The following is a 24,030-nucleotide window of genomic DNA, read 5'->3' as shown; positions in this document are numbered from 1 at the left end:
ATGCAATCCGTTCTTATATTATGCAATCGGTTCTAATGTTATTAATGTCTGTTCGCCGGTTATGCTATCACCTTCTTGAACCAGAATTTCTTTAATGCGGCAATCCGAAGTCACTTTGTAGTTGCTCTGCATCTTCATTGCTTCGATAACGATGGCAGTATCTCCCGCTTTCATTTCCTGACCGGCTACAACAGGTATTTTCACTACCTTGCCCGGCATCGGAGAAATGATGCAGTCGTTCTGTTCCTCTTCCCCTTTCTTGCGCATCCGCAGATATTTCGCCTGGCTGTCCACAATTTCTACATTGAAACTGCTATAATGCGTATTCACTTTATAGCTTTTCCCGTTATCACGGCGAATCAGTTGTGCGTTCGAACTGCGTCCGTCCATCAAGATGTTGCAAGTGCCGTTTTCCGCCATCACTACATCTGCTTCAAACGGTTTTCCGTCAATGGTGAGTACTACCTTGTTGTCTTCCTTGCTGACCAACTCTACTTCGGCCACACGGTTTCCTATATGAATTTCCATAATTGAATTCTCTTTGTTAAAATTAGATTCTCAACACTCCCTTGTGCAGTCCGAACTCTTTCCATTTGCTGATAGGACGATTGTCGGTAGCCATGCCGCTGTTGTTCTCTTCGAGGTTCATCAGGTAGTCCATATAAGCGGCAATCAGGGCAATATTTTCGGAATGTTCACTGGTGTGCGTGATGCGTTGTTGCAGATATTCACCGTTCTTGGCGATGAATCCTGTGTCATAGTGACCTTCCACGAAATCGGGAGTGTCCATGATGGCACGCAGATAGCTGATGTTGTTTTTCACACCGGTCAACTTATATTCGTGGAGCACACGGCGCATCCGCTCGATAGCGTATTCGCGGTTGGTAGCCCACACAATCAGTTTACCGATCATCGGGTCGTAGTAGATCGGAATTTCATATCCCTCGTACACATAACTGTCGATACGTACCCCGATACTGTTCGGCTCTGTAATCTGTTTGATGATACCGGGGCTCGGCATAAAATTCATTTCTGTATCTTCGGCACAAATACGGCATTCAATGGCATGTCCGCGTTGCTGGATATTTTCCTGCTTGAGTTGAAGCACTTGTCCGTCGGCAACTTTAATCTGCTCTTTCACCAAATCTACCCCAATCACTTCTTCCGTAATCGGATGCTCCACCTGTAAACGGGTGTTCATCTCAAGGAAATAATAGTTGCGGTGTTTGTCAACAAGAAATTCGATAGTACCCGCACCGATGTAGTTCACCGCTTTAGCCGCAGCTACCGCCTTTTCACCCATATCTTTCCGCAGTTCGGGAGTGACGAAAACCGAAGGAGTCTCCTCTACGATTTTCTGGTTACGGCGTTGCACGGAACATTCGCGTTCGCACAGGTGAATGACGTTTCCATGCTTGTCACCAAGAATCTGGAACTCGATGTGATGAGGCTCTTCAACGAACTTCTCCAGATAAACCGTGTCGTCGCCAAAGGAAGACAACGATTCGCTCTTGGCAGTGGTATAAGCTTCTTCCACTTCTTCGGCACTGTGGATGAGGCGCATACCCTTTCCACCGCCGCCCATAGAAGCTTTCAGCATCACCGGATATCCGATCTTATTGCAAAGCTCTATGGCTTCTTCCACACTTTTCAAATTGTCTTGTGTGCCGGGAACAACGGGTACTCCTGCCTCGATCATTTTGATACGGGCAGCAATTTTATCCCCCATGGCTTCCATTGTTTCCGGATTAGGTCCGATAAAGATGATTCCTTCTTCCTGACATCGACGGGCGAAGGTAGCATTCTCGGACAAGAAGCCGTAACCCGGATGGATGGCGTCCGCATGAGCTGCTTTCGCCACTTCGATGATTTTTTCTATATTCAGATAACTCTCTTTGGATGCTGCCGGCCCTACGCAATAAGCTTCGTCTGCGTAAAGCACGTGCTTCGCGGTCCGGTCTGCTTCGGAAAAGATAGCGATACTCGTTATCTCCATCTCCCGGCAGGAGCGCATCACCCTTACGGCAATTTCACCGCGATTGGCTACTAAGATTTTTTTTATCATACTTTTCTCAATTAAGTACATACTTATTAATGTCTTCCCGTCTAATGGACATACTCCACCCGACGAAAAACAGTATTTTTTTGATTTGGGGCTTAACAAGTGATACTCTTTCTCCTAACCCACGAGGAGGGGAGCGTCTTACACAAAATGGCAGGTCTTCTGACTGACTCTTGTCTTATTTGCCTTCCCGATTAACATCAGTGGCGTTAAATTAGTTCAATTATAAGACATTGAACAGAGCTTCACAGCAGCGGGACTGTCCGGGATTTGCACCCGATTCCCTATTAATCGTCGTCCGTTGGATACGGATTCTGAACCATTTCGGGGGGCAAAGATAAATAAATATTGAATAGGATGTTTCTTTTTTGCACGAAAGTTGCAATTTTGTGCAATGCTTATCTTTAAAACGGATTCTTTAATTAGTGTGTAACCTTGCTATTTTTCTAAACTATATTTCTCCTGATATTGTTAGGGTGATAGTAATTAATTAAAAGGAGATATTCATATGAAAGAAAAGAAAATAGCTCGTGAAGAAAGAAATCAGGAGAAACTGGCTAACGGTGATTGGGTAATGGCAGAGTTTTATGCAACGTGGTGTCCTCATTGCCAACGTATGAAACCGGTTGTTGACGAATTTAAGAAACTGATGGAAGGAACATTGGAAGTGGTATTAGTAGACATCGATCAGGAACCTGCCCTTACAGATTTCTATACAGTTGAGTCGACTCCTACCTTTATTCTTTTTAGAAAAGGAGAACAGCTCTGGAGACAATCCGGTGAATTACCTCTGGAAAGACTGGAAAGAGCAGTGAAAGGATTCAAATCCTAAAAGGTTTTGGGCTGATTGCTATAGCTTTTATTACTATAGTCACAGATAGTATAGAATAAGAACATACCTGCAGCGTTTTTTTATTAATACTGCTATGAATAGAGTTGTGTTGATTAAGGTGATAGCAAGTTTTATCTACTAGCTTTCGGACTTTGGCCAAGTTTGATAGAATTGCTATCATTATATCCACTTTTTTAGTGTATTCTGAAAAAAAACTGCTATCTTTGTACTGTCGTAATAAGTAGAGAAATGGTTATTGAGTTTGAAAAGGAATATCTTTCAGAGCTTTATTATGAAGGTAAATGTAGCGATAAGAAGCATCGTTTTCAACCTCAAGTAATAAGGAATTATGTGAAGCGAATTGTCATTTTGGCTGAAGCGTTGAATGTAGAAGCACTTTATCCTTTGAATTCGTTGAATTATGAAGTCTTGACGGGAGTTAAAAAAGGTATTTCATCTATTCGGATCGATAAACAATATCGACTGGAATTTAAAATATCGACTACGGATTCCGAACCCGTCATAACTATTTGTTCTATAATCGACATAACGAATCATTATAAATAAGAATAGTATGTCTAATTTAGGGTATTCTTTTGTTTCAGTACATCCGGGAGAGATTATAAAAGAAGAATTACAATCTCGTGGAATATCGCAGAAACGATTTGCAGAGGTGGTAGGAGTGTCGTATACGATGCTGAATGATATATTGAATGGGCGTCGTCCTGTATCTACTGATTTTGCTTTGTTGATTGAAGCTGCTACCAATATAAATGCGGAGCTGTTGGTGAATATGCAGACAAGATATAATATGCAAATTGCCCGAAAGGATAAGAATGTTATGGCGCATTTGGAGAACTTACGGAAAATATGTGCAACATTGTTATAATTTAGTTGAGTCGTAACTCATACAGGCAAGCCTGTACCTCTTCAAGGCTGCCGGTATGTTTTCCTTCATCATCAGATAGTTTGATACATTCTCTCCATTCCTGATTGACATTCATCTTACATTGTGTCAGTTTCATCACGATGTTCGAAGGCTCGAATCCGGTATCATTGGTAAGGTTGGTACCGATTCCGAAAGAGCAGCGTATTTTGTTCTGGCAGTATTCCTGAATATCCAATGCCTTGGTAAAGTCGAGGGCATTGCTGAAAACGATGGTTTTGGTTGTCGCATCAATTCCCAACTCTTTGTAACGGGCAACCAGTTTGTCGATAAACTCAAACTCATTACCGGAATCGCAACGCACTCCGTCAAAAAGTTTGGCCTGTTTGCGGCTAAGGTTACTAAGGAAGATACCGGAAGTATATGTATCGGAAAGTGCGATACCCAAATCCCCGTCATAAACATTCACCCAGTTTTCGAGTGCCATATAGTTGGCATGTTTATATCCGAACTGCGCTCCATGAAACATAAACCATTCATGTGGATGAGTCCCCATCATTTTCATTCCATATTTCATTGCAAAGTTACAGTTGGAAGTTCCGGTGCAATAATGTGCCGTCTCGTTCAGCTTCTTGATAACCGTTTCCTGCACATCAATGGAGAATCTTCTCCGTGTGCCGAATTCGGAAAAGCGGAGCTGATGTTGATTCGACAATTCTATTTTCTCCGACAGCTTGCAAAGAATCTCGTTCATGTCTGCTACATTGCCAAAGAAACGGTTTTTGATTTCGGAGACAATCGCGAGCAAAGGCACTTCATATAACGTCACTTTATAGAGCAAGTCAGTCACCTCCATGTGAAGATGACAGGCTTCATCCAGATGAATATCAATCTTATTCGGGTCGAAACGAAAAGAAGATAACCACTCCCAGTAGACCCTCGGAAGGAATCTGCAGTTTTTCGTCATATATTCCAGTTCCTTTTCCGTAAACCTCAACTGACTAAGATTCTTAATCTCTGTCTTGAGTGCTTTCAGGAAATCTTCGGTATATTGGGTTTCATTCCGGTCGTTGAAACTAAACGTGCCCATTGCATAGGGAAACAGTTTGATATAAGCATACGATGTGGTAAACTTATAAAGATCGGTATCTAGTAATGTCTTAACAATCATTTCGTTCGCTCTTTATATCTTATAACGTCGTAAAGTTAGTATTTGTTGAATGATATAACGACTTAATCATTAATAATTATACCTTTTTTATTCGAGGGGAATAAAGCAGGATCTGAATATATATTCTGTTCGCAATGGCAAATTCCTTATCTCTTATTATAGTTGTATTAATACGTCAAGCCGATTTTCAGCGTAATGGAATGGTGCGACAATTCTTCCTTAAACGTCGTATGGAAATACGGATCTTCCTGTTTCTTTATACGTTCCAGTTTCTGAAGTTCATAACCTGCCATCAAATTCAGTTTTAATTTCCGGTTGACTTTTATATGTAGTGTAAGAGAGCCGTCCATTGTCTGTTTGTCTGTCGGCACATACGGTCATAAAGGATAGCAGCGTAAAGATGAATATAAATTTCTTCATAATGATGCAAGGATAGAGTCTGATAATACGATGGTTAGCTGCTGCTATTGCACATACACGGTTATGCTCTTAACGATATGCAATGCAGTTGTGAGTGAAGAAGTATCTCTGGTAAGATCTCCATTACTTCCATCCGGGCTGCTGTGTCCGATCAGTTTGGCTGTAAATTCTTTCTTGCCGGAAGTCAAATCTACTTCTGTTGTGTAGACAAGGGCAGGCTGTCCGCTTCCTTCTTTTCCACCGGAGTAATTGGCGTCTCCTTCTTTGGCCGATTTCGGATATGCATCATTGAAATCTGTAGAATGATTGATCTCAATTTTGACTATAAACTTCTTCTCTTTTCCGGTTGGCGACATCTTCACATTAAAACTACCTTTCGGAGTAGCTCCGCTGATACCGTCCGTCAACGGTTCCTTTTTGCTAGGGAGATATAACCCGTCTTCATATTGGATTCCCCGCTGATAACACCAATGCGGCAGCGCTTCCTTTCGGCGGTTACCGCCGGAGGCTTGCCAGGATTGAGTGGCTATTTTGTGTGTCACATACACGGTGGACAGATAATTCCCTTCCATGTCTTCAGTCCAGATTGCAATCTGGGGCGGATTTTTGATGTTGATGCCTAGAAACAAAGGAAAATTATGCAACCACTCTTCCCCTTTTTCAATAGATATTTTAAGATCGTTACTGTCGTATTCTACTAACCCCCGGTTGCATCCACTATTTATCAATAGAGAAAGAACCCATATTCCCATTATTGTCATTTTATTCATTTGATTAGAGTTGTTTTTGTAACCAGAGGTCTACTAATAGATTGATGCCTTCTTCCAATTCCTCCCAGCCGCTTTCCTGCTGAATTTTGAGGCCGTTGTAGACCGGGCAGTTTTCTTCGAGCAATGCCAGATAACTGATGGCTGCGGTGATGATGGAAGCCATAGCGGCAATCTCTTTTTTCGGATGTTTTGAAAGTTTGCTGACTGCCTCTACCAGCCAGATCCCTTTCTCTTCCCGTTTGTTGCGCAACTCTTTCACAAACTTATTGTCGGTTGTCAGTTCCCAGCGATACAGGCGTTTCAATGTATAATTCTCCCGTAACCACATGATTTGTCTTTTGAATATCTGCTTGATAAATGCGGCTAAATGAGTCTGATCCGGTAACTTTTCATCGAAGTTAATCCAATAGTCGTTCTGTTGAATGTAGGCTGCTATCAGTCCATCCAGCGAATTGAAATAACGGTAGATAAGCATTTTTGAAACTTTGGCCTTGGCTGCTACCGCATTGATCCCCAACCCTTCGAAACCGCTTTCTTCGATGATATCGTTGACGGCTTTAATCAGGGTCATTTCCGTAGCCTGTCTGTTTTTAGTAATCTCTTTTTCCATACTTTGATACTTTTGTTACTGACTGGTCACAAAGATATGTCTCCTATCGGTAACATCAAGGAAAAAGAGATTATTTTTGTAATGGTTGCCGGTTAATAACGTATCATCTTTACCGATAATACGTTATCCGGTCGTTTTATGATAACGCTACTGTCGGATTATGAACGGTCAGTCCGCCATCCACCACAATTGTTTGTCCGGTGATGTATCTGGCATCGTTCGAAGCCAGAAAAGCGATGGTAGCTGCAACATCCTCCGGTTCTCCCAGATAAGGAGTGGCACATTGACCGAGGAAGATATTACGTACATCCTCATTCAGGTTGTCCAATGCAGCGGGAGTAAGTACCAGTCCCGGAGCTACGGCGTTGCAACGGATGTTTTTCTTTCCCATTTGAGTAGCGATATATTTCGTCAGGTTGATGACACCCGCTTTGCTGGCGCCGTATAAAGTGCCGTTGGCATCAGCCGTAAGTCCGCTTATGGAAGCTACGTTGACAATGTTTCCGCCGCCATTGGCAGTCATGATAGGAATGACCTGTTGGGAAAGGTACATCGTGCAGCAGAGATTCAGATGGAATGCTTCATCAAAGTAGTTGATGTCCAGCTTTTCGATGCTAAGGTCACGTTTGGGATCAGTTCCTCCTACATTATTAATCAGTACATCTATTCTTTGATATTCATTCATGGAAAAATCAATCAACTCTTTGCAACTCTGGAGTTCGGTGGCGGAGAAATAGACATGGCGCACGTCAGCCCCTGCGTGCATGAGTTCGTTGGCAAGCTGTTCCGCTCTTTTCTCGGAATGGTCAGCGATGACTACTTTGCCTCCTTCGGAGACAATGCGGCGTGTGGTTGCTTCGCCTATGCCACTGGCAGCACCGGTGATGACAACTACTTTATTTTCGAATCTGTTCATATAATGGGAATTTGATGGTTACCTTCTATTAGAAACAGCTGGCAGAGGAATTTGTTAGCCCGCATAAACTCTCTTTAATAAGATAAGGTATTCGATTCGAAAACTTTTGCATCTCTTCCAGTTTTACGCCTTGATTCTTTAAGAAAACTGTTAAATGTTAATGGCCGGCCACTCATTTGTTAATGCGGTTCTGATTCTATTAAACCATGTTATAAGATACGTTGCTTTGACCTCAAAATTTGGAGATAACCGAAAAGTCCGTATCTTTGTACTGTGTTTTTCATAGTATTAGATTTAAGGTTAACAAAAGATTGGCTGTCTGGGATAGATAGCCTTTTTTTATGCCTGTAAGCCAACTGTAGACCGAAGAGATTAAAACAACGAATATTGGTTATCCCGCAGGCTTTTCATCTCCCGTTCCTTTACGATATCCTCTTCGGATAAATGACCGATAAGTAGCGGTGAGTTTTTATCATGTTTCCTCCTATTATATACTGCCGTGTTATAATTGCCTTTGATGGCATAACAATAAATACATCCGTTCAGACAACTTTCATAAGTTCCGATATCAATGCTTTCAATGCAGTTGCAGATGTTACGCTGGTTTTTATCCTTTTGGGCGAGGATGGAATAACCGATGATCTTTTCTATCAGATTCTTATCGATACACAGGCCGCTCGGAATACCCAAATGTCTTAAATCCACCTTCACAGTACAAGTATCCAACTGTATGTCGGGATAAGCGTCTATTGTTTTTTTAAAAGAGACAGCCATTTCTTCTATTTCCTCTTGAGTCAGCGGATAGATGTTGAATGACCGTACAGAGTTCCGGATATGCTGATAATGATCTATGAATCCTAGCATACATTTGGCAGTGTGGTCTTTGAGTCCGTCGGCAATCCGGGCAAATGCTTCCTGATGGAAAGAAACATTGTATTCCTCGTTCGTCAGTATCGGATCGTATCTCCAGATCACCCTTTCCCTGCCGATTTTATCAGCCAGCTTTTTAAAGGTATCCATTCGTTTATCGATGGAGGGCAAATGATTTTCCAGCTTTTCTCCGTAAGGGTTAAGTGTAAATTGGAAGTAATAGTTGTAATCCTGCAATTTCTCCAGTTGGTTGAGCATAGGTGCCGGGTTCTTGGTCCAGAAAACAAAACAATCTACTACAGCAGGAGATAAAGAGATCTTGCTAATCATTTTCGGATGATATGGATTGGGCACTAATACATATCTTTCTTTAATCCGGTTAAAAAACCACTGGGAATAGAATGCCGGAATATCTGTCCGGCGGCTGGCACTGATTATCATAGTTCAAAGTTACAAAAAAAAGACGATGTTGTTTCAATGATGCCCTCTTTTTTGTATTCTTACTTACCCAAGAAGTAACTTGTGTGAATGAATATGTTAAATGTTAACGTGTGAAGTCTGAAATGTTAATACGCTTCCCAGAGTATTAAACCCTGTTATAATATGGGCTGTTTAGGCTCTAAAATTTGCTATTTACCTGAAATATGGTACCTTTGTACAGTGTTTTTTTCATAAGTATTAGATTTAAGGTTAACAAAAGATTGGTTGCTCGTGATGAGTAGCCATTTTTTGTTTTTATACACTATGGTTGTTTATTCCTTAATCATAGTCAACAGCATCTTAAATCTCTCCACTGCTGTAAGGGCATGCGGCGCATTCGCCGGAAATACGATACTTTCTCCTGCTTTTACGGTGAACAGATTTCCGTTTACAGTAATATTCGCTACCCCTTCCAATACCTGCACGAGCGCATCAAACGGAGCACGATGTTCGCTTAACCCTTCTCCTTTGTCGAAAGAAAATAAAGTGATATTTCCTGCCGGACTTTTGATTAACTGTTTGCTGATGACGCCTCCTTCAGTATATTCAATGAGGGAAGCCAAATGGAGCACAACTCCTTTTTGAAATGATTGTTCCATATTTGTTTTATTTTTAAGTTAATATCATGTATAGAACACTTATCAAATATGCATTGTTTGTCTATAACAAAAAACGATTTTTATTGTTATAGTACGAAAGTCTCAATAAACTAACCATTATTATGAAGAAGAATATCTTATTGTTTGGAGCACTGATAGGTGCTTTCTTATTGGTTTCCTGTTCGGGAGGAAACAAGAAACAGGCTGCGTCCTCCGTCACTCCGGAGGAATTGGATAATGCCAGTAAAGTGATAAACTATTATCATACATCGCTCATCGTGTTGAGGCATGTAGCTAATGCAAAAGACGTAAATGCGGTCTTGGGATATATGGAACAGACAGGAAAAGTTCCTGAAGTATCTCCGATAGCACCGCCTGAAGTATCTGCCAGAGACACTGCGGAATTGATGGATCCGGGAGATTACTTTAATATAGAAGTCCGTCAGAATCTGAAGCAGAGTTATAGAGGACTTTTTAGTGCACGGACGCAATTCTATGATAATTTTAATAAGTTTCTCTCTTACAAGCAGGCCAAAGAGACAGCCAAGGCTGGCAAGCTCTTGGATGAAAACTACCGGCTAAGTGTAGAAATGTCCGAATATAAACAAGTGATTTTTGATATTCTAAGCCCGCTCACGGAACAGGCTGAAAAAGAACTTCTTGCCGACGAACCGTTGAAAGATCAGATCATGGCTATGCGTAAGATGTCCGGCACTGTGCAAAGCATCATGAATCTTTATTCCCGCAAACATGCGCTGGACGGTATGCGTATTGACATGAAGATGGCGGAACTGAAGAAGGAACTCGAAGCTGCAAAGAAGCTTCCTGCTGTGACAGGCTATGATGAAGAACAGAAAAACTATTCTAGTTTCCTGTCTTCTGTAGAATCGTTTATGAAAGATATGCAGAAAGCAAGGGATAAAGGCGCATATTCCGACGCAGATTACAATGCGATGTCGGAAGCCTACGAATATGGACTTTCCGTTATCTAAAGAATTCTTCCTCTGTTTGGATGTGAGCTGTAATCATGCTTCTTCAAGCAGAGGATGCTTTTTTTAATTAAGTGAAATAAGCACATAGAGAAATAAGAATACAATATCAAATGGAAAGCGTGTAGCTCAATGAGTTACACGCTTTTCTTGTTTTTGGCCGTACACAATAATATTGCTATCTTTGCGTTATTATTATAAACATCTGTACCTTATTTGTACCTGTAAGAAAAAGTAGATATGATGAGAAGAATAGATATTAAGAACTACAAAATGAATGAATTATGGCAGTAGCAAAGTATAAGATAGTACGGAAATGTCCTGTGTGCGGAGAAGAGTTCTTCGCAAGGACTTTGGAGTCCTGGTATTGTTCACCCAAATGCTCCAAGGTGGCGTGGAAGCGTAAGCATGATGAAGAAAAACGCCAACTTGAACTGGACAAGATTGTAAGCAATATGCCCAAGTCTAAAGAGTATATCAGCATAACGGAAGCGTATGCTATGTTTGGTGCAAGCCGCTCAACCATTTATAGGCTCATCTACATGAAAAAGATTTCCTTCATTGAGCCAGAGAAAGGAATACGACTTGTATGCAAAGGAGAACTAATGAATCTGTTTCCGTTAAGACAGTCTCCGCTTGACACCAAGCCAAGGAAACCAGTTACCATGTACCGCATGGAACCAGAGGATTGCTATACAATAGGTGAGATTTCCAAGAAATTTCATCTGGATGACAGCACCGTGTATGCTCATATACGAAAATACTCAATACCGACCCGGCAAATCGGTAATTATGTGTATGCTCACAAGGAATCAATAGACAAACTTTATAAAGATATAAAACCATTATGAAAAGATTAGATTATACTAAAGTCTCCGTCAAATTAAAGAAAAGTGAGTGGAGAGATGAGTGGTTCATCTATCTTGAAGCTTATCCTGTTTATGAGACGGGAAATGACAAACCCAAACGAGTGCGTGAATATCTCAGGAGGTCTATTACTACCCCTATATGGGATAAACGACGAAGCGAGCGAGCCGTTGCTGGTAGAATAAAGTACAAGCCCAAGCGAGATGACAATGGCGTTATTCAGTGTAAATCCAAGCAAGATATGGAAACTTGCCTTTATGCGGATGGCGTTCGAGTCCTGCGTCAAAAAGAGTACGACAACATGGCTCTCTTTACTGACCAGCAAATGGAAATGGCAGAACAAAGCGAACGCTCAAAATGCAATGTTCTGGAGTATATTGAGAAGTTAATCAAAGAAAGAGAGGAAACTGCGTCAGAATCGATAGTTGTCAACTGGCGCAGATTGCACACACTGTTGTCAATGTTTGCCAAGTGTGACTACATACAGTTCTCGCAGATTGACATGAAGTATATTGAGGCATTCCGTTCCTTCTTGATAAAGGCACCGCAGGGTGGTTCTAAGAAAGGAACTATTTCAAGGAATACGGCATCGACGTACTTCTCTATCTTCAAGGCGGCACTCAAACAAGCTTTCGTGGATGGCTATCTGAATTGTGATATTGCTGCCAAGGCTAAAAATATCATGTTTCAGAGTGCTCGAAGAGAGTATCTGTCACTGGAAGAACTTAATATATTGGCAAAGACTCCGTGTGATGATATACTAAAACGGGCAGCCTTGTTCTCTGCACTGACAGGAATGCGACATAGCGATATTCAAAAGCTTAAATGGTCAGAGGTTGAAGAATACAATGGTGGGTACCGTCTCAATTTCACTCAGCAGAAGACTAAGGGCGTTGAATACATGCCTATATCGCCACAGGCATACAAGCTTTGCGGTGAGCGCAAGAAAGACGGAGAACTGTTGGTGTTTGCCGGACTGCCTGACCCTTCATGGATATCTAGGCCTTTGGAACGGTGGGTAAAAGCATCAGGGATTACCAAGCACATCACCTTTCATTGCTTCCGCCACACCTATGCAACGTTACAATTGGCTAACGGTACAGACATATATACCGTAAGCAAAATGTTAGGGCATACCAATGTAAAAACCACGCAAATCTACGCAAAAGTAATTGACAAGAAGAAAGATGAAGCTACAGAAGCTTTTAAGTTGGACATAGATGAATAGTGATTATCATTTGTAAGCACTTAGTATAGAAGACCACTTGTATCAATAAGTCCTTTATTGTACAGGTGGTTTTTAGTGCCTTTCATTTTCAACATTCTATGTAATGATGCTATTGTTTTGGCACTTTAACCTTTCGTGGAAACCAAACATTTATAACAATAAACAGATAAAAATGAAAAAAGACAGCCTTTTTTGGCTTCTCTCTTTTTGAAGAGAGCAAGCGTGTCCACAAACATGTGGAGTGTACAGAAGACTTCTACAGAGAACTGTATGAGTTGTTTGAGATCGCAAGAAGTTGGTATCTTCAAGCTGAAAAGAATCATATGAAGACAGAGTACTTCATAGAACTATTTGAGCGCAGTCACCAATATATTGACTGTGATTGTGCACGTTGTAAGAACTCGCGACAGATGGCAATTGGCATTATTGGTACTTTGTTTAGAGACTCTAAGTGTGTGTCAATAATCAAGAAAAAAGAAGATTATTCCAAGCAGGAACTTATTGAGTTGTTTCTTCAACATGTGGGTACTGGTCTGCCAATCCTTACCCGAAAGAAATCGTCCATCCTCACTTTGGGATGCCAATTGTCAGACAGACAGATGGATTTGTTGGTAGAACTTGTCCAAAGTCACGACATATTTGATTTTGCCGACAACAGTGATGTGCGTAGCGAGTTGTGTCGCCTATTCAAGTGCGACTTGGACGCATCTATCCGTGTAAAGAATGTACGTAATGTAGCCGTACTGTTTGACGCTATGGCTCAATACCATTTGATAAACAATAATTGGCAATATGTCATGGGAGAAGGTCGCTTCTTAACCAGTATCAAAAAGGATGGAACAGAGAAATTCATAACTTCAAGTTGTCTTTCCTCTTCTCTTTCAAGGATAAGAAGAAACGTTTCCATGACAGCAAGTCAATATGCCATCTGCAAATCCATCGAACAGATATTAAGAGAGGAATAAATCACAATAATTCTGCTAAATGAAAGTAAAAACGTGATAGTTTGGTTGATACTGCCTTACTATCACGTTACTTTTTCTATTTAGTGACAGTCTCCCCATAACTTTGCATCAAAAATCATAAAAAATAATTAGCATGGAAGAAAATAGTATAAGATTTGAAGATATTCCCAACGCTATAACGGGGGTACTGAAAAAGCTGTCATCATTAGAAGACAAGATTGATGGTATATATGAACTTGTTCAATCAGAAAAAGAAGAAACATGGTTTACGGTTGCTGAATTATGTGCTTATCTCCCAACACATCCGGTAGAGCATACCATATATTGCTGGACAAGCAATCGGGAAATACCGTTTCACAAGAGAGGCAAACGCATCATGTTCCTCAAATCTGAGATAGATGAATGGCTTCAAGGAACCAAGGGCAAATCGAAGAACGAGATTCAAAGAGAAGCAGAGGAATATGTACTATCTACACAAAGAAAGAATAGACGGCTAATATAACCGTGCTACTGTCTGTAAACAATTTAATTAAGGTACGTGACACATGAATGAAAGACATTTTAGACTCTATGAGCGAATTGTCGCAATAGAAGACAGTTTGGAGGCTTTGGGACCTATTGACAAACTAATAGAGCGAATCGAGGAATTGGAGAAGATGGTCAAGCAGACCAAAACCGTCTTGGGGTTTGACGAAGCATGTAAGTATATTGGTGTTTCTGAAAGCCTGCTATACAAACTTACAGCCGCAAAAGAAGTTCCACACTATAAGCCAAGGGGAAAAATGCTGTATTTTAATAGAGAAGAAATCGACAAGTGGCTGCTCCAAAACAAACAAGAGGTCATTGGAATGGTAACGAAAATAGAAATTGATAATCCGAAAGAATGAAAATGGAAGAAAATAACAAACATGTACAGCCTAACTCAAAAGAGGAAGGAGTACAGCGTCTCAATCGCATATTGAGCGAATCGTTGATAAAGGCAACAGATACTTATAAAACACCTCCTCAGATTATATGGGTTGATAATTCCAGCATAGCCACATTGGGCAACTTCAGTGCTTCTACTGGTAAGGCAAAGGCGAAAAAGACCTTCAACGTGTCTGCCTTGGTAGCCGCTTCCCTCGCCAACGGCAAGGTACTGAACTATCGCGCCAGTCTGCCAGAGGGGAAACGCAAGATACTGTATGTAGATACGGAGCAGAGCCGCTATCACTGCCATAATGTGCTGGAGCGCATCCTGAAGCTCGCTGGTCTACCTACAAGCATCGACAACGAGAACCTTGACTTTATCTGTCTGAGAGAGTACACGCCCTCCGTCAGGATAGAGGTCATAGACTATGCGCTTGCCCAAGACCAAAGCTATGGACTGGTCATCATCGACGGAATCAGAGACCTGCTTCTCGACATCAACAATGCGGGAGAATCGGTCGAGGTCATCAACAAGATGATGGAATGGTCATCAAAGTATGACCTGCACATCCATTGCGTATTGCATCAGAACAAGGGCGACAATAACGTGCGCGGGCATATCGGTACGGAGATGAACAACAAGGCAGAGACGGTGCTTGTCATCACCAAGAGCACCACCAATCCCGACATCAGCGAGGTGAAGGCGATGCACATCCGTGAGAAGGAGTTCAAGCCGTTTGCCTTTACAGTCAATGAGGAAGGGTTGCCAGAGATTGTCGAGCACACGCCGGAGAAGGAAGAAGGTGACAAGCAACCGTCAAGGTTTACTTACCAAGACTTGACATCCGAACAGCATAACGAGGCGCTGACGGCTGCATTCAAGGAGAAACCTATCAAAGGATTCGATCGCATGGTGGAGGAATTAACGCAAGCCTATGCAGACATTGGCTTTAAGCGTGGCAGAAGCGTCATCATCAAAATGCTGAAATACCTGATTAACGAGCAAAAGCTCATAGTGAAGCGGGATAATCATTACTATTTCGGATATACACCTGCCGAGATTGACCTGTTCCATGAAGAGGAATAAAAACAGTTCAGAAACCAGTTTAGTTTACGTCCGTACCTATATATAAGAAATAAGGCCAAAGTAAACCGAAATCGGAGGCTGAATTGGGAAGCGGAAAAGTAGTTTAGCAAATGGTTTAGTTTACGGGTGTGCCTATATAGGAGAAAGGGTAAAGTAAACTGTTTCCATGGACAAAGTAAAACCGAACAAATGAAAGTACAATGAATATTGAACAATCGAAGAAACTGAGCATTATAGACTTCTTAGACAAGGAGAATGTAACGCTGAAAAAGAAGAAGGGCAATGCCTACTGGTATCTGTCACCCTTCAGGGACGAGAAGACCGCATCGTTCAAGGTCAGCAAGAAGGAGAACCTGTGGTACGACTACGCCATTAAGGAGGGCGGTGACCTTGTGGAGCTGGTAAAGCGTATGTATAACAAACAATCCGTTTCCGATGCCCTTGCCTACCTTGCGTCCAAGAGTATTGCCACTGTGGATAAGGCAATCGAGACCGCTATCGCAGCCAAGGAATACACGACAACCAAGATGAACGATGTGAAGCTGCTCCCACTGAGCAACCATTCTCTGCTGTCCTATTTCAGTAGCCGACGGATAGACATCACCATTGGCAGGATGTATTGCAGGGAGATACACTACAAGGTTGAGCAAAAACATTACTATGGCATTGCCTTTGGCAATCTGAGTGAAGGACATGAGGTGCGCAATCCCTATTTCAAGGGCTGCATCGGGCATAAGGACATCACCCTGCTTGCCCATACGTTCAACGAGTGGCAAAACGGTTGTCTGGTCTTTGAGGGCTTCATGGACTTCCTTGCTTATATGACCCTCGTTAAACAGCAAGACCGATGGTTTGTCGTTGAAAGCCCTTGCGACTATATGATACTGAACTCAGTCGCCAACCTCAAACAGGCATTGCATTACCTTGACCGTTACACCCACATCCATTGCTTCCTCGACAACGACCAGGCAGGACGCAAGACGGTTGAGAGCATCAGCAATGTATTCGAGTACAGGGTGACGGACGAGTCCTTCAGATATGCCGACTACAAGGATGTCAACGACTATCTGATGAGGAAGAAACGAACGGCATCTGAATGACATTATAAAGACGAAAACACCATCATTTGATGCAAAAATGGCTCAAATGCATTGAAATTACATATCAAATCTGCACTTTTTCGCCCAAACATGCTTGATTCTCAATTATTATCCTTATTTTTGCATCGTTTTAATACATTATTAAAATGTAGCAGAATGGAATTGAAAAAAGAAATAAGGATATTGGGCAGACGCTTTGAGGTGGAACCTCGTGCCAAGGAAAGCCTGAAAGGCATCACGGTTGGCGAGAAACTCTCATACCGTTTCTATGATGGCACATACCAAGGCACGCCCCTGCTGTTCGTTGAGCCCAAGAAGGGCAATCCCTCTCCACGGACTTGCGCCATCACGGGCAAGCGGTTGACCGAAGCCCTGGGACTGCCTGCGGTGTTTATCCTTGCGCCCGGACCCACCTACGAGCGACACAGACTGGCAGACAAAGGAGTCTTCTTTGTCATGTCCGAGGAATATGCCCATCTGCCAGGCATCATAGCATTGGAGAAGACAAGCAACAGGAAGATTGCCGAAGTATTGACCCCTGTGGCGCAATACATACTACTCTATCACCTACAGGTGGGCAGTATTGAAGGAATGTCGCCAAGGGATATTGCACCGTTGCTTCCATATTCTTACGAAAGCGTCACGTTGGGTGTCACCTGTCTTGAAGATGTAGGACTGTGTCAAAAGATTCAGAACGGACAGCGCAGCAAGGTGGTACACTTCGAGTTGAAGGGCAAGGAACTGTGGGACAAGGCTCAGAACGTCTTGCTGTCACCTGTGGAGAACCGCATCTTTTGCGATGACATACGCTTGGATGCGGAATACCCCGTATGCGGCATCAATGCCCTGGCACATTATTCCATGCTTAATCGTGACCGGGAAGAGATGATAATGATGACAAGCAAGGAATATCGTGCCGTCAAGTCGGCTGATGTCATGGAGAATCCCAACATCTATGACGGCAACTATATCATAGAGGTATGGAAATACCCTGTTGTCAGCAAAATGGGCGACAAAAGCCAGTGGGTTGATCGCCTTTCCCTTGTCCTTTCGTTGAGAGATGATGATGATCCGAGAGTAGAAAAAGAAGTAGAACGAATAATCAGTGAACAGAAATGGAAGGATTAGTCAAGTTCCGTGAAGCATTTGCGGAATACTCAGAAAACTATGTGGTGATAGGCGGAGCAGCCTGTGACATCACCATGACCAATACCGTGGTGCGTCCACGCGCCACACACGACATCGACATGATAGTCATCGTAGAGAACATGACCGAGGCTTTCGCCAATCGCTTCTGGCAGTTTGTGCGGGAGGCTGGCTATCGACCTGAAAAGAGGAAACAGGAGGCTGGTGAGCCACCAAGGTATGAAATGTATCGTTTCCTTGATGGTAAAGACGGCTATCCCGAGATGATAGAACTGCTGTCACGCCACCCCGACGTGCTTGGAGAGCCAAAGGGATTTGTCATAGAACCTATCCCGACCGATGAAGATGTGTCGAGTCTTAGTGCCATCATCATGGACGATGATTACTATCACTTTACTATCGCACACAGCCAACTGACTGATGGCATACGCCATGCCAATTCCGCTGCCTTGATAGCACTGAAGGCAAGAGCCTACCTAAATCTCATGGCAGACAAGCGGGACGGCAAGCATGTGAACACCAAAGACATCAAGAAGCACCGTTCGGACATCCTGAAAAATGTGGTCATAATGACTGAGGACAACATTGAGGCTCCTGCTTCAATAGTGGCATGTATAAGGGAGTTTGTCGCCTCCATCAGAGCCGACTGGTCAACTCTCGCAGAACCATTGTCAAAGTCACTCGGTCAAGACGAGGCATTTGTGACCGGACTGTTAGATCAACTGGATGAATTGTTTATAGAAGCATGACCAATATGAAGATACAATACGCATCCGACCTGCATCTGGAGTTTGCCGACAATTGGCGGTATCTGAAAGCCCACCCCTTGGAGGTGACGGGCGACATACTGCTGCTTGCCGGCGACATCGGCTATCTCGGCGATGACAACTACTCCAAGCATCCCTTTTGGGACTGGGCATCGGAGAACTACAAGGAGGTGCATTGCTGCATGGGCAACCATGAGTTCTACAAATATTATGATGTGGCGACACTGCCCGACGGCTATCTCTTGGAGGTACGTCCCAATGTATTCAGCCACTACAACGGTATTGCGAGGATTGGCGACACCGACATCATCCTCTCCACCCTTTGGTCGAGGATTCCTTTGGAGGACGCTTACTTCACCGAGCAAGTGATAAGCGACTTCCGCCGTATATTATATAAAGGTGAGCTGATGACCCATGCCCAATTCAATGCTGAGCATGAACGTTGCCTCACCTTTATCAAGGATGCAGTGGCATATTCGCAAGCAGCCCATAAGATTGTTGTCACCCATCATGTACCATCGTTCCGTATGCTCCACCCAAAGTTTCAAGGCAGCAAGGCAAACGTGGCGTTCACCGTAGAGTTGGAGGACTATATCACCGATAGCGGCATAGACTATTGGATATACGGACATTCGCACACCAACATCGATGCCAGGATAGGCAACACCCAATGCTTGTCCAACCAGTTGGGCTATGTTTTCTCTAACGAACATCAGGACTTCTCCCATGGCAAGTACCTGACCATATAGCCATCCACATTTTTTTCATCCACCCTCTTTACAAGCTCTTCCCTATCGGAAGGGCTTTTTTTGTGCCTTTCGAGTTTGATTTTTGAGTATGATTGCGAGTGTAATCAAAATTAGAGTTAAGATTTGGCTCCGCGGAAAGTCATTTCGGTTTAAGATTGAAGAAAAGGTAGTTCCTTTGCATCGGCAATAAGCCAAACCATAGTAAAATCAAACTTGAAAATATGAAGTCATTTGTAATATTCGCCATTGTCGTGACCATAATCTATGTCATCTACTATACGGTCATCATCGTGCAGGATCTGTACGGAAAGCCCAAGGACGAGAAGTCACAGGGCGAGTCGTTTGATGTCAGTGACATGACCGACGAGGAAGAGTCGATAGCGGTCAGCGAGAGCGACGGTGGTTTCAGCGTAGGCGACAACCAATATGAGACAGCCTACGAGGAGAAGCAGCTTGCAGAGCCTACAGAGGAGGCAGCCGCCACTGCGGAAGAGAGCAAGCCTCATGTGCTTGAAAAGATACAAAGCGCAATCGAGAAGAAGATGGAGGAAGTGAATACCACCTATTCCGACCCCATGTATTCGGAAGAATTGAACAACACCATCATCGCCCGCGGTCTTCGTCACAATGGACGTGACATGGTCAAGGTGGAATCACTCAATAATGAGATATGATGTCAAAAACAAGAAGTGCATTTCTATCATTATATGCCGCTTTAACCCCAGCTCTGGCCAGTGCTAAGTGTGGCAACGTGGACTACAGCTGGGGAGCGGACGCACTTGCGAGTGCCCATGACTATGCCGTGACGATGATGCTCTATATCGTTTATCTGTGCTATGCAGTGGCGGGCATCGTGGTCATAGTCAGCGCCTTGCAGATATATATAAAGATGAATACGGGCGAAGAAGGAGTGAAGAAGAACATCATGATGCTGGTGGGAGCCTGCCTGTTCCTCATAGGAGCGACCATCGTCTTCCCCGCTTTCTTCGGTTATCAGATTTGAGATACAGGTGATACGAGATAAGATAACTCAAAGTGTAACAAATTAAAAGGTAAAAAGAATGTTTGAAAGGATTAACAAGAAGGTGAAGGGATTCTTCTCTTCACAGCGCATGAAAACGCTCGCCCTGATGTTGCTTGTCGGCACCACCGCAGCAATGGCACAGAACGCAGCCGGCGACTACTCGGCAGGAACGACCGCGCTTACCACAGTGACGGAGGAGATTGCCAAGTATGTACCTATCGTGGTGAAGCTCTGCTATGCCATTGCAGGTGTCGTTGCAATTGTCGGAGCCATAAGCGTTTACATCGCCATGAACAACGAGGAACAGGACGTGAAAAAGAAGATCATGATGGTCGTCGGCGCATGTATTTTCCTCATTGCAGCAGCCCAGGCACTGCCTCTGTTCTTCGGCATTGGAGGTTAAACGCAGCGTGAGATTGTGAGTATGTAGAACGTTAAAACACTGACAGTTATGGCAGATACAAAGCAAGAGCGTTTTCCGGATTATCCCATTTTCAAGGGACTGCAACGTCCATTGGAGTTCTTCGGGTTGCAGGGACGCTACATCTACTGGGCGGCAGCCACCGCAGGAGGAGCCGTTGCGGGTTTCATCCTCGGCTACTGCATCTTCGGTTTCGTGGCAGGACTCGTGCTGCTAGTCCTCGCCGTAGCTGTCGGTGGCGTTCTCATCGTCATGAAGCAGCGCAAGGGCTTGCACAGCAAGAAGAGTGACAACGGCATATTCATCTATGCCTATTCAAAGAAAGTGTAAAACAAAAAAGAGAATCCATTATGTCCAAGTGGAAAGCTATCAATGATTGTAAGTGAATGGAGGTGGGGGCATCACGCATGAGGGTGCGCCCGCCTTTTTGCGATTAAAAAAGAAAAAGAACAATGACCCTATACATCATACTCATATTCTCAGCCATCTGCGTGGGCATGGCCATCAGTGTCAAGGCATTCGGCACGGGAGGGAAGCGCAAGCGCATCTTCCAGGACATCTACTTCTCCATCGAGGAAGTGGATGGCATCGGCGTGCTCTATACCAAGACGGGCGAATACTCCGCTGTTCTGAAGATGGAGAACCCTGTGCAGAAGTATTCCGCCAACATCGAGGCCTACTATGAGTTCACCCACCTCTTCGCCGCCCTTGCCCAGACCTTGGGCGAAGGCTATGCGCTGCACAAGCAGGACGTGTTTGTGAGGAAGGCATTCAAGGAAGAGAACGGTGGAAATCATGAGTTCCTGAGCGAGAGTTACTTCCGCTATTTCAACGGCAGACCCTTTACCGACAGCGTCTGCTACCTCACCATCACACAGGAGAACAAGAAGAGCCGTCTGATGTCGTTCGACAACAAGAAATGGCGTGACTTCTTGGTGAAGATACGCAAGGTGCACGACCAGCTGAGGGATGCCGGCGTGAAGTCCCGATTCCTCGGCAAAACGGAAGCCTGCGAGTATGTGGACCGTTTCTTCTCCATGAACTTCCGTGACAAGGTGGTGTCGATGACCAACTTCAAGGTCGATGACGAGACCATCGGCATGGGGGACCGTAGCTGCAAGGTGTATAGCCTTGTGGATGTGGATTATGCCAACTTGCCGTCGGTCATCCGTCCCTACGCAAATATCGAGGTGAACAACACCAGTATGCCCGTTGATCTCGTGAGCATCGTCGATAGCGTGCCCGGAGCCGACTGCGTGGTGTTCAACCAGATGGTGTTCGTGCCCAACCAGAAGCGTGAGCTTGCCCTACTCGACAAGAAGAAAAACCGCCATGCCTCCATGCCCAACCCCAGCAACCTGATGGCTGTAGAGGACATCAAGCGTGTGCAGGAGGTGATAGCCCGTGAGAGCAAGCAGCTCGTCTATACCCACTACAACCTCGTGGTGGCAGTGAGCGGCGACACCGACATACAGAAATGCACCAACCATCTCGAAAACTCCTTCTCGCGCATGGGCATCCACATCAGCAAGCGGGCCTACAACCAGTTGGAGCTGTTCGTCAACTCTTTCCCCGGCAACTGCTATGGCATGAATGCCGACTACGACCGATTCCTCACCCTCGGCGATGCCGCCACCTGTCTGATGTACAAGGAGCGCATCGTGCATAATGAGGACACCCCGCTGAAGATATACTATACCGACCGCCAAGGTGTGCCCGTAGCCATCGACATCACAGGAAAGGAGGGAAAGGAGAAGCTGACCGACAACTCGAACTTTTTTTGTTTGGGTCCTTCGGGCAGCGGCAAGTCGTTCCACATGAACAGCGTGGTGCGTCAGTTGTGGGAGCAGAACACCGACATCGTCATGGTCGATACGGGTAACTCGTATGAGGGACTCTGCGAGTATGTGGGCGGCAAGTACATCGCCTATACGGAGGACAAGCCCATCACCATGAACCCCTTCAACATCAGCAAGCGGGAGCTGAACATTGAGAAGATAGACTTCCTGAAGAACCTGATACTGCTGATATGGAAAGGCTCGGAGACGCAGATACCCGAACTGGAGTTCCGTGTCGTGGAGCAGTTGGTGACGGAGTATTACGATTTCTATTTCAACGGTGTGCAGCCCTATCCTTCCTCACAGAAGGAGACACTGAGAAAAAACCTCTCCACCATGGAGAAGCGGCGCGGCACGGAGCTGACGCAGATACACGACAAGGTGGAGAAACTCATCAAGGGACTGGAGGAACGGCGCATGGCATTGAGCGTGAAGACCCTCTCCTTCGACTCATTCTATGAGTTCGCCTGTGAGCGTCTCGACCAGATCTGCATCGAGAACAACATCACCACCATCGACTGCGACAACTTCGCCTATATGCTCCAAAACTTCTACCGTGGCGGCAAGTACGACAAGATTCTCAACGAGAACGTGGATAGCACCTTGTTCGACGAGACCTTCATCGTCTTCGAGGTGGATGCCATCAAGGAGAACAAGCAGCTCTTCCCCATCGTGACGCTCATCATCATGGACGTGTTCCTGCAGAAGATGCGCCTGAAGAAGAACCGCAAGTGCCTTGTCATCGAGGAGGCATGGAAAGCCATCGCCTCGCCGCTGATGGCCGAGTACATCAAGTACCTATACAAGACAGCCCGAAAGTTCTGGGCGAGCGTGGGCGTAGTGACACAGGAGATACAGGACATCATCGGCAGTCCCATCGTGAAGGAAGCCATCATCAACAACTCCGACGTGGTGATGCTGCTCGACCAAAGCAAATTTCGTGAGCGATTCGACGAGATCAAGGCGATATTAGGATTGACGGATGTGGATTGCAAGAAGATATTCACTGTCAACCGCTTGGATAACAAGGAGGGAAGAAGTTTCTTCCGTGAGGTGTTTATCCGACGTGGATCGACGAGCGGAGTGTATGGTGTGGAGGAGCCGCACGAGTGCTATATGACCTACACCACCGAGCGAGCTGAGAAGGAGGCATTGAAACTCTATAAGCATGAACTGAAGTGCAGACATCAGGAGGCTATCGAGCGGTATTGCAGAGATTGGGATGCCAGTGGCATCGGGAAGTCGTTGGCATTTGCGCAGAAGGTCAATGAGGCGGGGCATGTGCTCAATTTGACGGACGATGGAGCCACTCGCCGCTGACACG

General features: G+C 44.4%; 29 protein-coding genes and 1 riboswitch. Of the genes, 19 read left to right on the top strand and 10 right to left on the bottom strand.

The features are described 5' to 3' along the window. Positions 1 to 18 precede the first annotated feature (18 nt). Positions 19 to 528 carry an acetyl-CoA carboxylase biotin carboxyl carrier protein subunit gene (locus NXX38_RS25335; protein ID WP_008650400.1) on the bottom strand — a complete coding sequence of 170 codons (510 nt, stop codon included), beginning with the start codon at positions 526 to 528 and terminating at the stop codon, positions 19 to 21. Positions 529 to 550: 22 nt separating this feature from the next. Beyond that, the gene (gene accC, locus NXX38_RS25330) at positions 551 to 2,065 is read right to left on the bottom strand and encodes an acetyl-CoA carboxylase biotin carboxylase subunit (protein ID WP_148365031.1); all 1,515 of its coding nucleotides are present in this window, start codon (positions 2,063 to 2,065) and stop codon (positions 551 to 553) included. 131 nt (positions 2,066 to 2,196) lie between these two features. Then, positions 2,197 to 2,401, bottom strand: a riboswitch (cobalamin riboswitch). 169 nt (positions 2,402 to 2,570) lie between these two features. On the opposite strand from accC, the gene NXX38_RS25325 reads away from it, so the two are divergent. The 3 genes from NXX38_RS25325 to NXX38_RS25315 all read left to right on the top strand — a co-directional run bounded on the left by NXX38_RS25325 (position 2,571) and on the right by NXX38_RS25315 (position 3,783). Beyond that, positions 2,571 to 2,894 carry a co-chaperone YbbN gene (locus NXX38_RS25325; RefSeq protein WP_148365030.1) on the top strand — a complete coding sequence of 108 codons (324 nt, stop codon included), beginning with the start codon at positions 2,571 to 2,573 and terminating at the stop codon, positions 2,892 to 2,894. A 249-nt stretch (positions 2,895 to 3,143) separates the two neighbouring features. Next, positions 3,144 to 3,461, top strand: a complete 318-nt coding sequence (locus tag NXX38_RS25320) for a type II toxin-antitoxin system RelE/ParE family toxin (RefSeq protein WP_258981568.1) — start codon at positions 3,144 to 3,146, stop codon at positions 3,459 to 3,461. Between the two features lie 7 nt (positions 3,462 to 3,468). Beyond that, the gene (locus NXX38_RS25315) at positions 3,469 to 3,783 is read left to right on the top strand and encodes a HigA family addiction module antitoxin (protein ID WP_148365029.1); all 315 of its coding nucleotides are present in this window, start codon (positions 3,469 to 3,471) and stop codon (positions 3,781 to 3,783) included. A 1-nt stretch (position 3,784) separates the two neighbouring features. Here the strand turns inward: NXX38_RS25315 and pncB are convergent, their stop codons facing one another. The 7 genes from pncB to NXX38_RS25280 form a co-directional block, all read right to left on the bottom strand. Further along, positions 3,785 to 4,951 carry a nicotinate phosphoribosyltransferase gene (gene pncB / locus NXX38_RS25310; protein WP_195650056.1) on the bottom strand — a complete coding sequence of 389 codons (1,167 nt, stop codon included), beginning with the start codon at positions 4,949 to 4,951 and terminating at the stop codon, positions 3,785 to 3,787. A gap of 167 nt (positions 4,952 to 5,118) precedes the next feature. Next, complete coding sequence (locus NXX38_RS25305; protein ID WP_258981567.1) at positions 5,119 to 5,301, bottom strand: hypothetical protein; 183 nt, start codon at positions 5,299 to 5,301, stop codon at positions 5,119 to 5,121. A gap of 114 nt (positions 5,302 to 5,415) precedes the next feature. Continuing rightward, entirely contained in the window at positions 5,416 to 6,141 is a 726-nt protein-coding gene (locus NXX38_RS25300; protein WP_258981566.1) for a DUF2271 domain-containing protein, read from the bottom strand. Between the two features lie 4 nt (positions 6,142 to 6,145). After that, a complete protein-coding gene (locus NXX38_RS25295; protein ID WP_148365027.1) occupies positions 6,146 to 6,751 on the bottom strand; it encodes a TetR/AcrR family transcriptional regulator in 606 nt (201 codons plus the stop codon). Positions 6,752 to 6,887: 136 nt separating this feature from the next. Continuing rightward, the gene (locus NXX38_RS25290; RefSeq protein ID WP_148365026.1) at positions 6,888 to 7,667 is read right to left on the bottom strand and encodes an SDR family NAD(P)-dependent oxidoreductase; all 780 of its coding nucleotides are present in this window, start codon (positions 7,665 to 7,667) and stop codon (positions 6,888 to 6,890) included. Between the two features lie 372 nt (positions 7,668 to 8,039). Then, positions 8,040 to 8,978 carry a DUF1848 domain-containing protein gene (locus NXX38_RS25285; RefSeq protein ID WP_074559087.1) on the bottom strand — a complete coding sequence of 313 codons (939 nt, stop codon included), beginning with the start codon at positions 8,976 to 8,978 and terminating at the stop codon, positions 8,040 to 8,042. Positions 8,979 to 9,289: 311 nt separating this feature from the next. Beyond that, positions 9,290 to 9,616, bottom strand: a complete 327-nt coding sequence (locus NXX38_RS25280; RefSeq protein ID WP_195650060.1) for a cupin domain-containing protein — start codon at positions 9,614 to 9,616, stop codon at positions 9,290 to 9,292. Positions 9,617 to 9,738: 122 nt separating this feature from the next. Between NXX38_RS25280 and NXX38_RS25275 the strand changes: the two genes are divergently transcribed. The 9 genes from NXX38_RS25275 to NXX38_RS25235 all read left to right on the top strand — a co-directional run bounded on the left by NXX38_RS25275 (position 9,739) and on the right by NXX38_RS25235 (position 17,889). Next, on the top strand, positions 9,739 to 10,608 hold the full coding sequence (locus NXX38_RS25275) for a DUF6845 domain-containing protein (protein WP_148365024.1): 870 nt from the start codon (positions 9,739 to 9,741) through the stop codon (positions 10,606 to 10,608). A gap of 281 nt (positions 10,609 to 10,889) precedes the next feature. Continuing rightward, complete coding sequence (locus NXX38_RS25270) at positions 10,890 to 11,456, top strand: hypothetical protein (RefSeq protein ID WP_005812876.1); 567 nt, start codon at positions 10,890 to 10,892, stop codon at positions 11,454 to 11,456. Further along, positions 11,453 to 12,700 (top strand): site-specific integrase, encoded by a 1,248-nt coding sequence (locus NXX38_RS25265; RefSeq protein WP_005812874.1) that lies wholly within the window; start codon positions 11,453 to 11,455, stop codon positions 12,698 to 12,700. The genes NXX38_RS25270 and NXX38_RS25265 overlap by 4 nt, the downstream gene beginning before the upstream one ends. Positions 12,701 to 13,110: 410 nt before the next feature. After that, positions 13,111 to 13,665, top strand: a complete 555-nt coding sequence (locus NXX38_RS25260; RefSeq protein WP_021935591.1) for a hypothetical protein — start codon at positions 13,111 to 13,113, stop codon at positions 13,663 to 13,665. Between the two features lie 133 nt (positions 13,666 to 13,798). Next, positions 13,799 to 14,167: a helix-turn-helix domain-containing protein gene (locus NXX38_RS25255; RefSeq protein ID WP_004320284.1), complete on the top strand. Its 369-nt coding sequence runs from the start codon at positions 13,799 to 13,801 to the stop codon at positions 14,165 to 14,167. A gap of 43 nt (positions 14,168 to 14,210) precedes the next feature. Further along, the gene (locus NXX38_RS25250) at positions 14,211 to 14,552 is read left to right on the top strand and encodes an AlpA family transcriptional regulator (protein WP_005812869.1); all 342 of its coding nucleotides are present in this window, start codon (positions 14,211 to 14,213) and stop codon (positions 14,550 to 14,552) included. Positions 14,553 to 14,554: 2 nt separating this feature from the next. Further along, positions 14,555 to 15,661 (top strand): AAA family ATPase, encoded by a 1,107-nt coding sequence (locus NXX38_RS25245; protein WP_005812867.1) that lies wholly within the window; start codon positions 14,555 to 14,557, stop codon positions 15,659 to 15,661. Positions 15,662 to 15,861: 200 nt separating this feature from the next. Then, the gene (locus NXX38_RS25240) at positions 15,862 to 16,761 is read left to right on the top strand and encodes a toprim domain-containing protein (RefSeq protein WP_005812865.1); all 900 of its coding nucleotides are present in this window, start codon (positions 15,862 to 15,864) and stop codon (positions 16,759 to 16,761) included. A gap of 156 nt (positions 16,762 to 16,917) precedes the next feature. Beyond that, complete coding sequence (locus NXX38_RS25235) at positions 16,918 to 17,889, top strand: hypothetical protein (protein ID WP_005812863.1); 972 nt, start codon at positions 16,918 to 16,920, stop codon at positions 17,887 to 17,889. A 37-nt stretch (positions 17,890 to 17,926) separates the two neighbouring features. Here NXX38_RS25235 and NXX38_RS25230 read toward each other — a convergent pair whose 3' ends face one another. Further along, the gene (locus NXX38_RS25230; protein ID WP_255518806.1) at positions 17,927 to 18,049 is read right to left on the bottom strand and encodes a hypothetical protein; all 123 of its coding nucleotides are present in this window, start codon (positions 18,047 to 18,049) and stop codon (positions 17,927 to 17,929) included. Between the two features lie 82 nt (positions 18,050 to 18,131). Between NXX38_RS25230 and NXX38_RS25225 the strand changes: the two genes are divergently transcribed. The 7 genes from NXX38_RS25225 (at position 18,132) to NXX38_RS25195 (ending at position 24,026) form a co-directional block, all read left to right on the top strand. Then, complete coding sequence (locus NXX38_RS25225; RefSeq protein ID WP_229037530.1) at positions 18,132 to 18,656, top strand: hypothetical protein; 525 nt, start codon at positions 18,132 to 18,134, stop codon at positions 18,654 to 18,656. After that, entirely contained in the window at positions 18,653 to 19,423 is a 771-nt protein-coding gene (locus NXX38_RS25220) for a metallophosphoesterase (RefSeq protein ID WP_007837351.1), read from the top strand. Before NXX38_RS25225 ends, NXX38_RS25220 begins: the two co-directional genes overlap by 4 nt. Before the next feature lie 290 nt (positions 19,424 to 19,713). Further along, positions 19,714 to 20,097, top strand: coding sequence for a hypothetical protein (locus NXX38_RS25215; protein ID WP_232305833.1), 384 nt, complete (start codon positions 19,714 to 19,716; stop codon positions 20,095 to 20,097). Beyond that, the gene (locus NXX38_RS25210; protein WP_005812854.1) at positions 20,094 to 20,426 is read left to right on the top strand and encodes a DUF4134 domain-containing protein; all 333 of its coding nucleotides are present in this window, start codon (positions 20,094 to 20,096) and stop codon (positions 20,424 to 20,426) included. Before NXX38_RS25215 ends, NXX38_RS25210 begins: the two co-directional genes overlap by 4 nt. 58 nt (positions 20,427 to 20,484) lie before the next feature. Next, positions 20,485 to 20,850 (top strand): DUF4134 domain-containing protein, encoded by a 366-nt coding sequence (locus NXX38_RS25205; RefSeq protein WP_007837354.1) that lies wholly within the window; start codon positions 20,485 to 20,487, stop codon positions 20,848 to 20,850. A gap of 48 nt (positions 20,851 to 20,898) precedes the next feature. Next, a complete protein-coding gene (locus NXX38_RS25200) occupies positions 20,899 to 21,198 on the top strand; it encodes a DUF4133 domain-containing protein (protein ID WP_005816074.1) in 300 nt (99 codons plus the stop codon). A 122-nt stretch (positions 21,199 to 21,320) separates the two neighbouring features. After that, positions 21,321 to 24,026, top strand: a complete 2,706-nt coding sequence (locus tag NXX38_RS25195; protein WP_008021336.1) for a TraG family conjugative transposon ATPase — start codon at positions 21,321 to 21,323, stop codon at positions 24,024 to 24,026. Positions 24,027 to 24,030: the final 4 nt, after the last annotated feature.

It is taken from the genome of Bacteroides sp. BFG-637 (assembly GCF_024793605.1).
Taxonomy (GTDB): Bacteria; Bacteroidota; Bacteroidia; order Bacteroidales; family Bacteroidaceae; genus Bacteroides; species Bacteroides vicugnae.
This window is presented reverse-complemented; position numbering and strand designations above follow the sequence as displayed.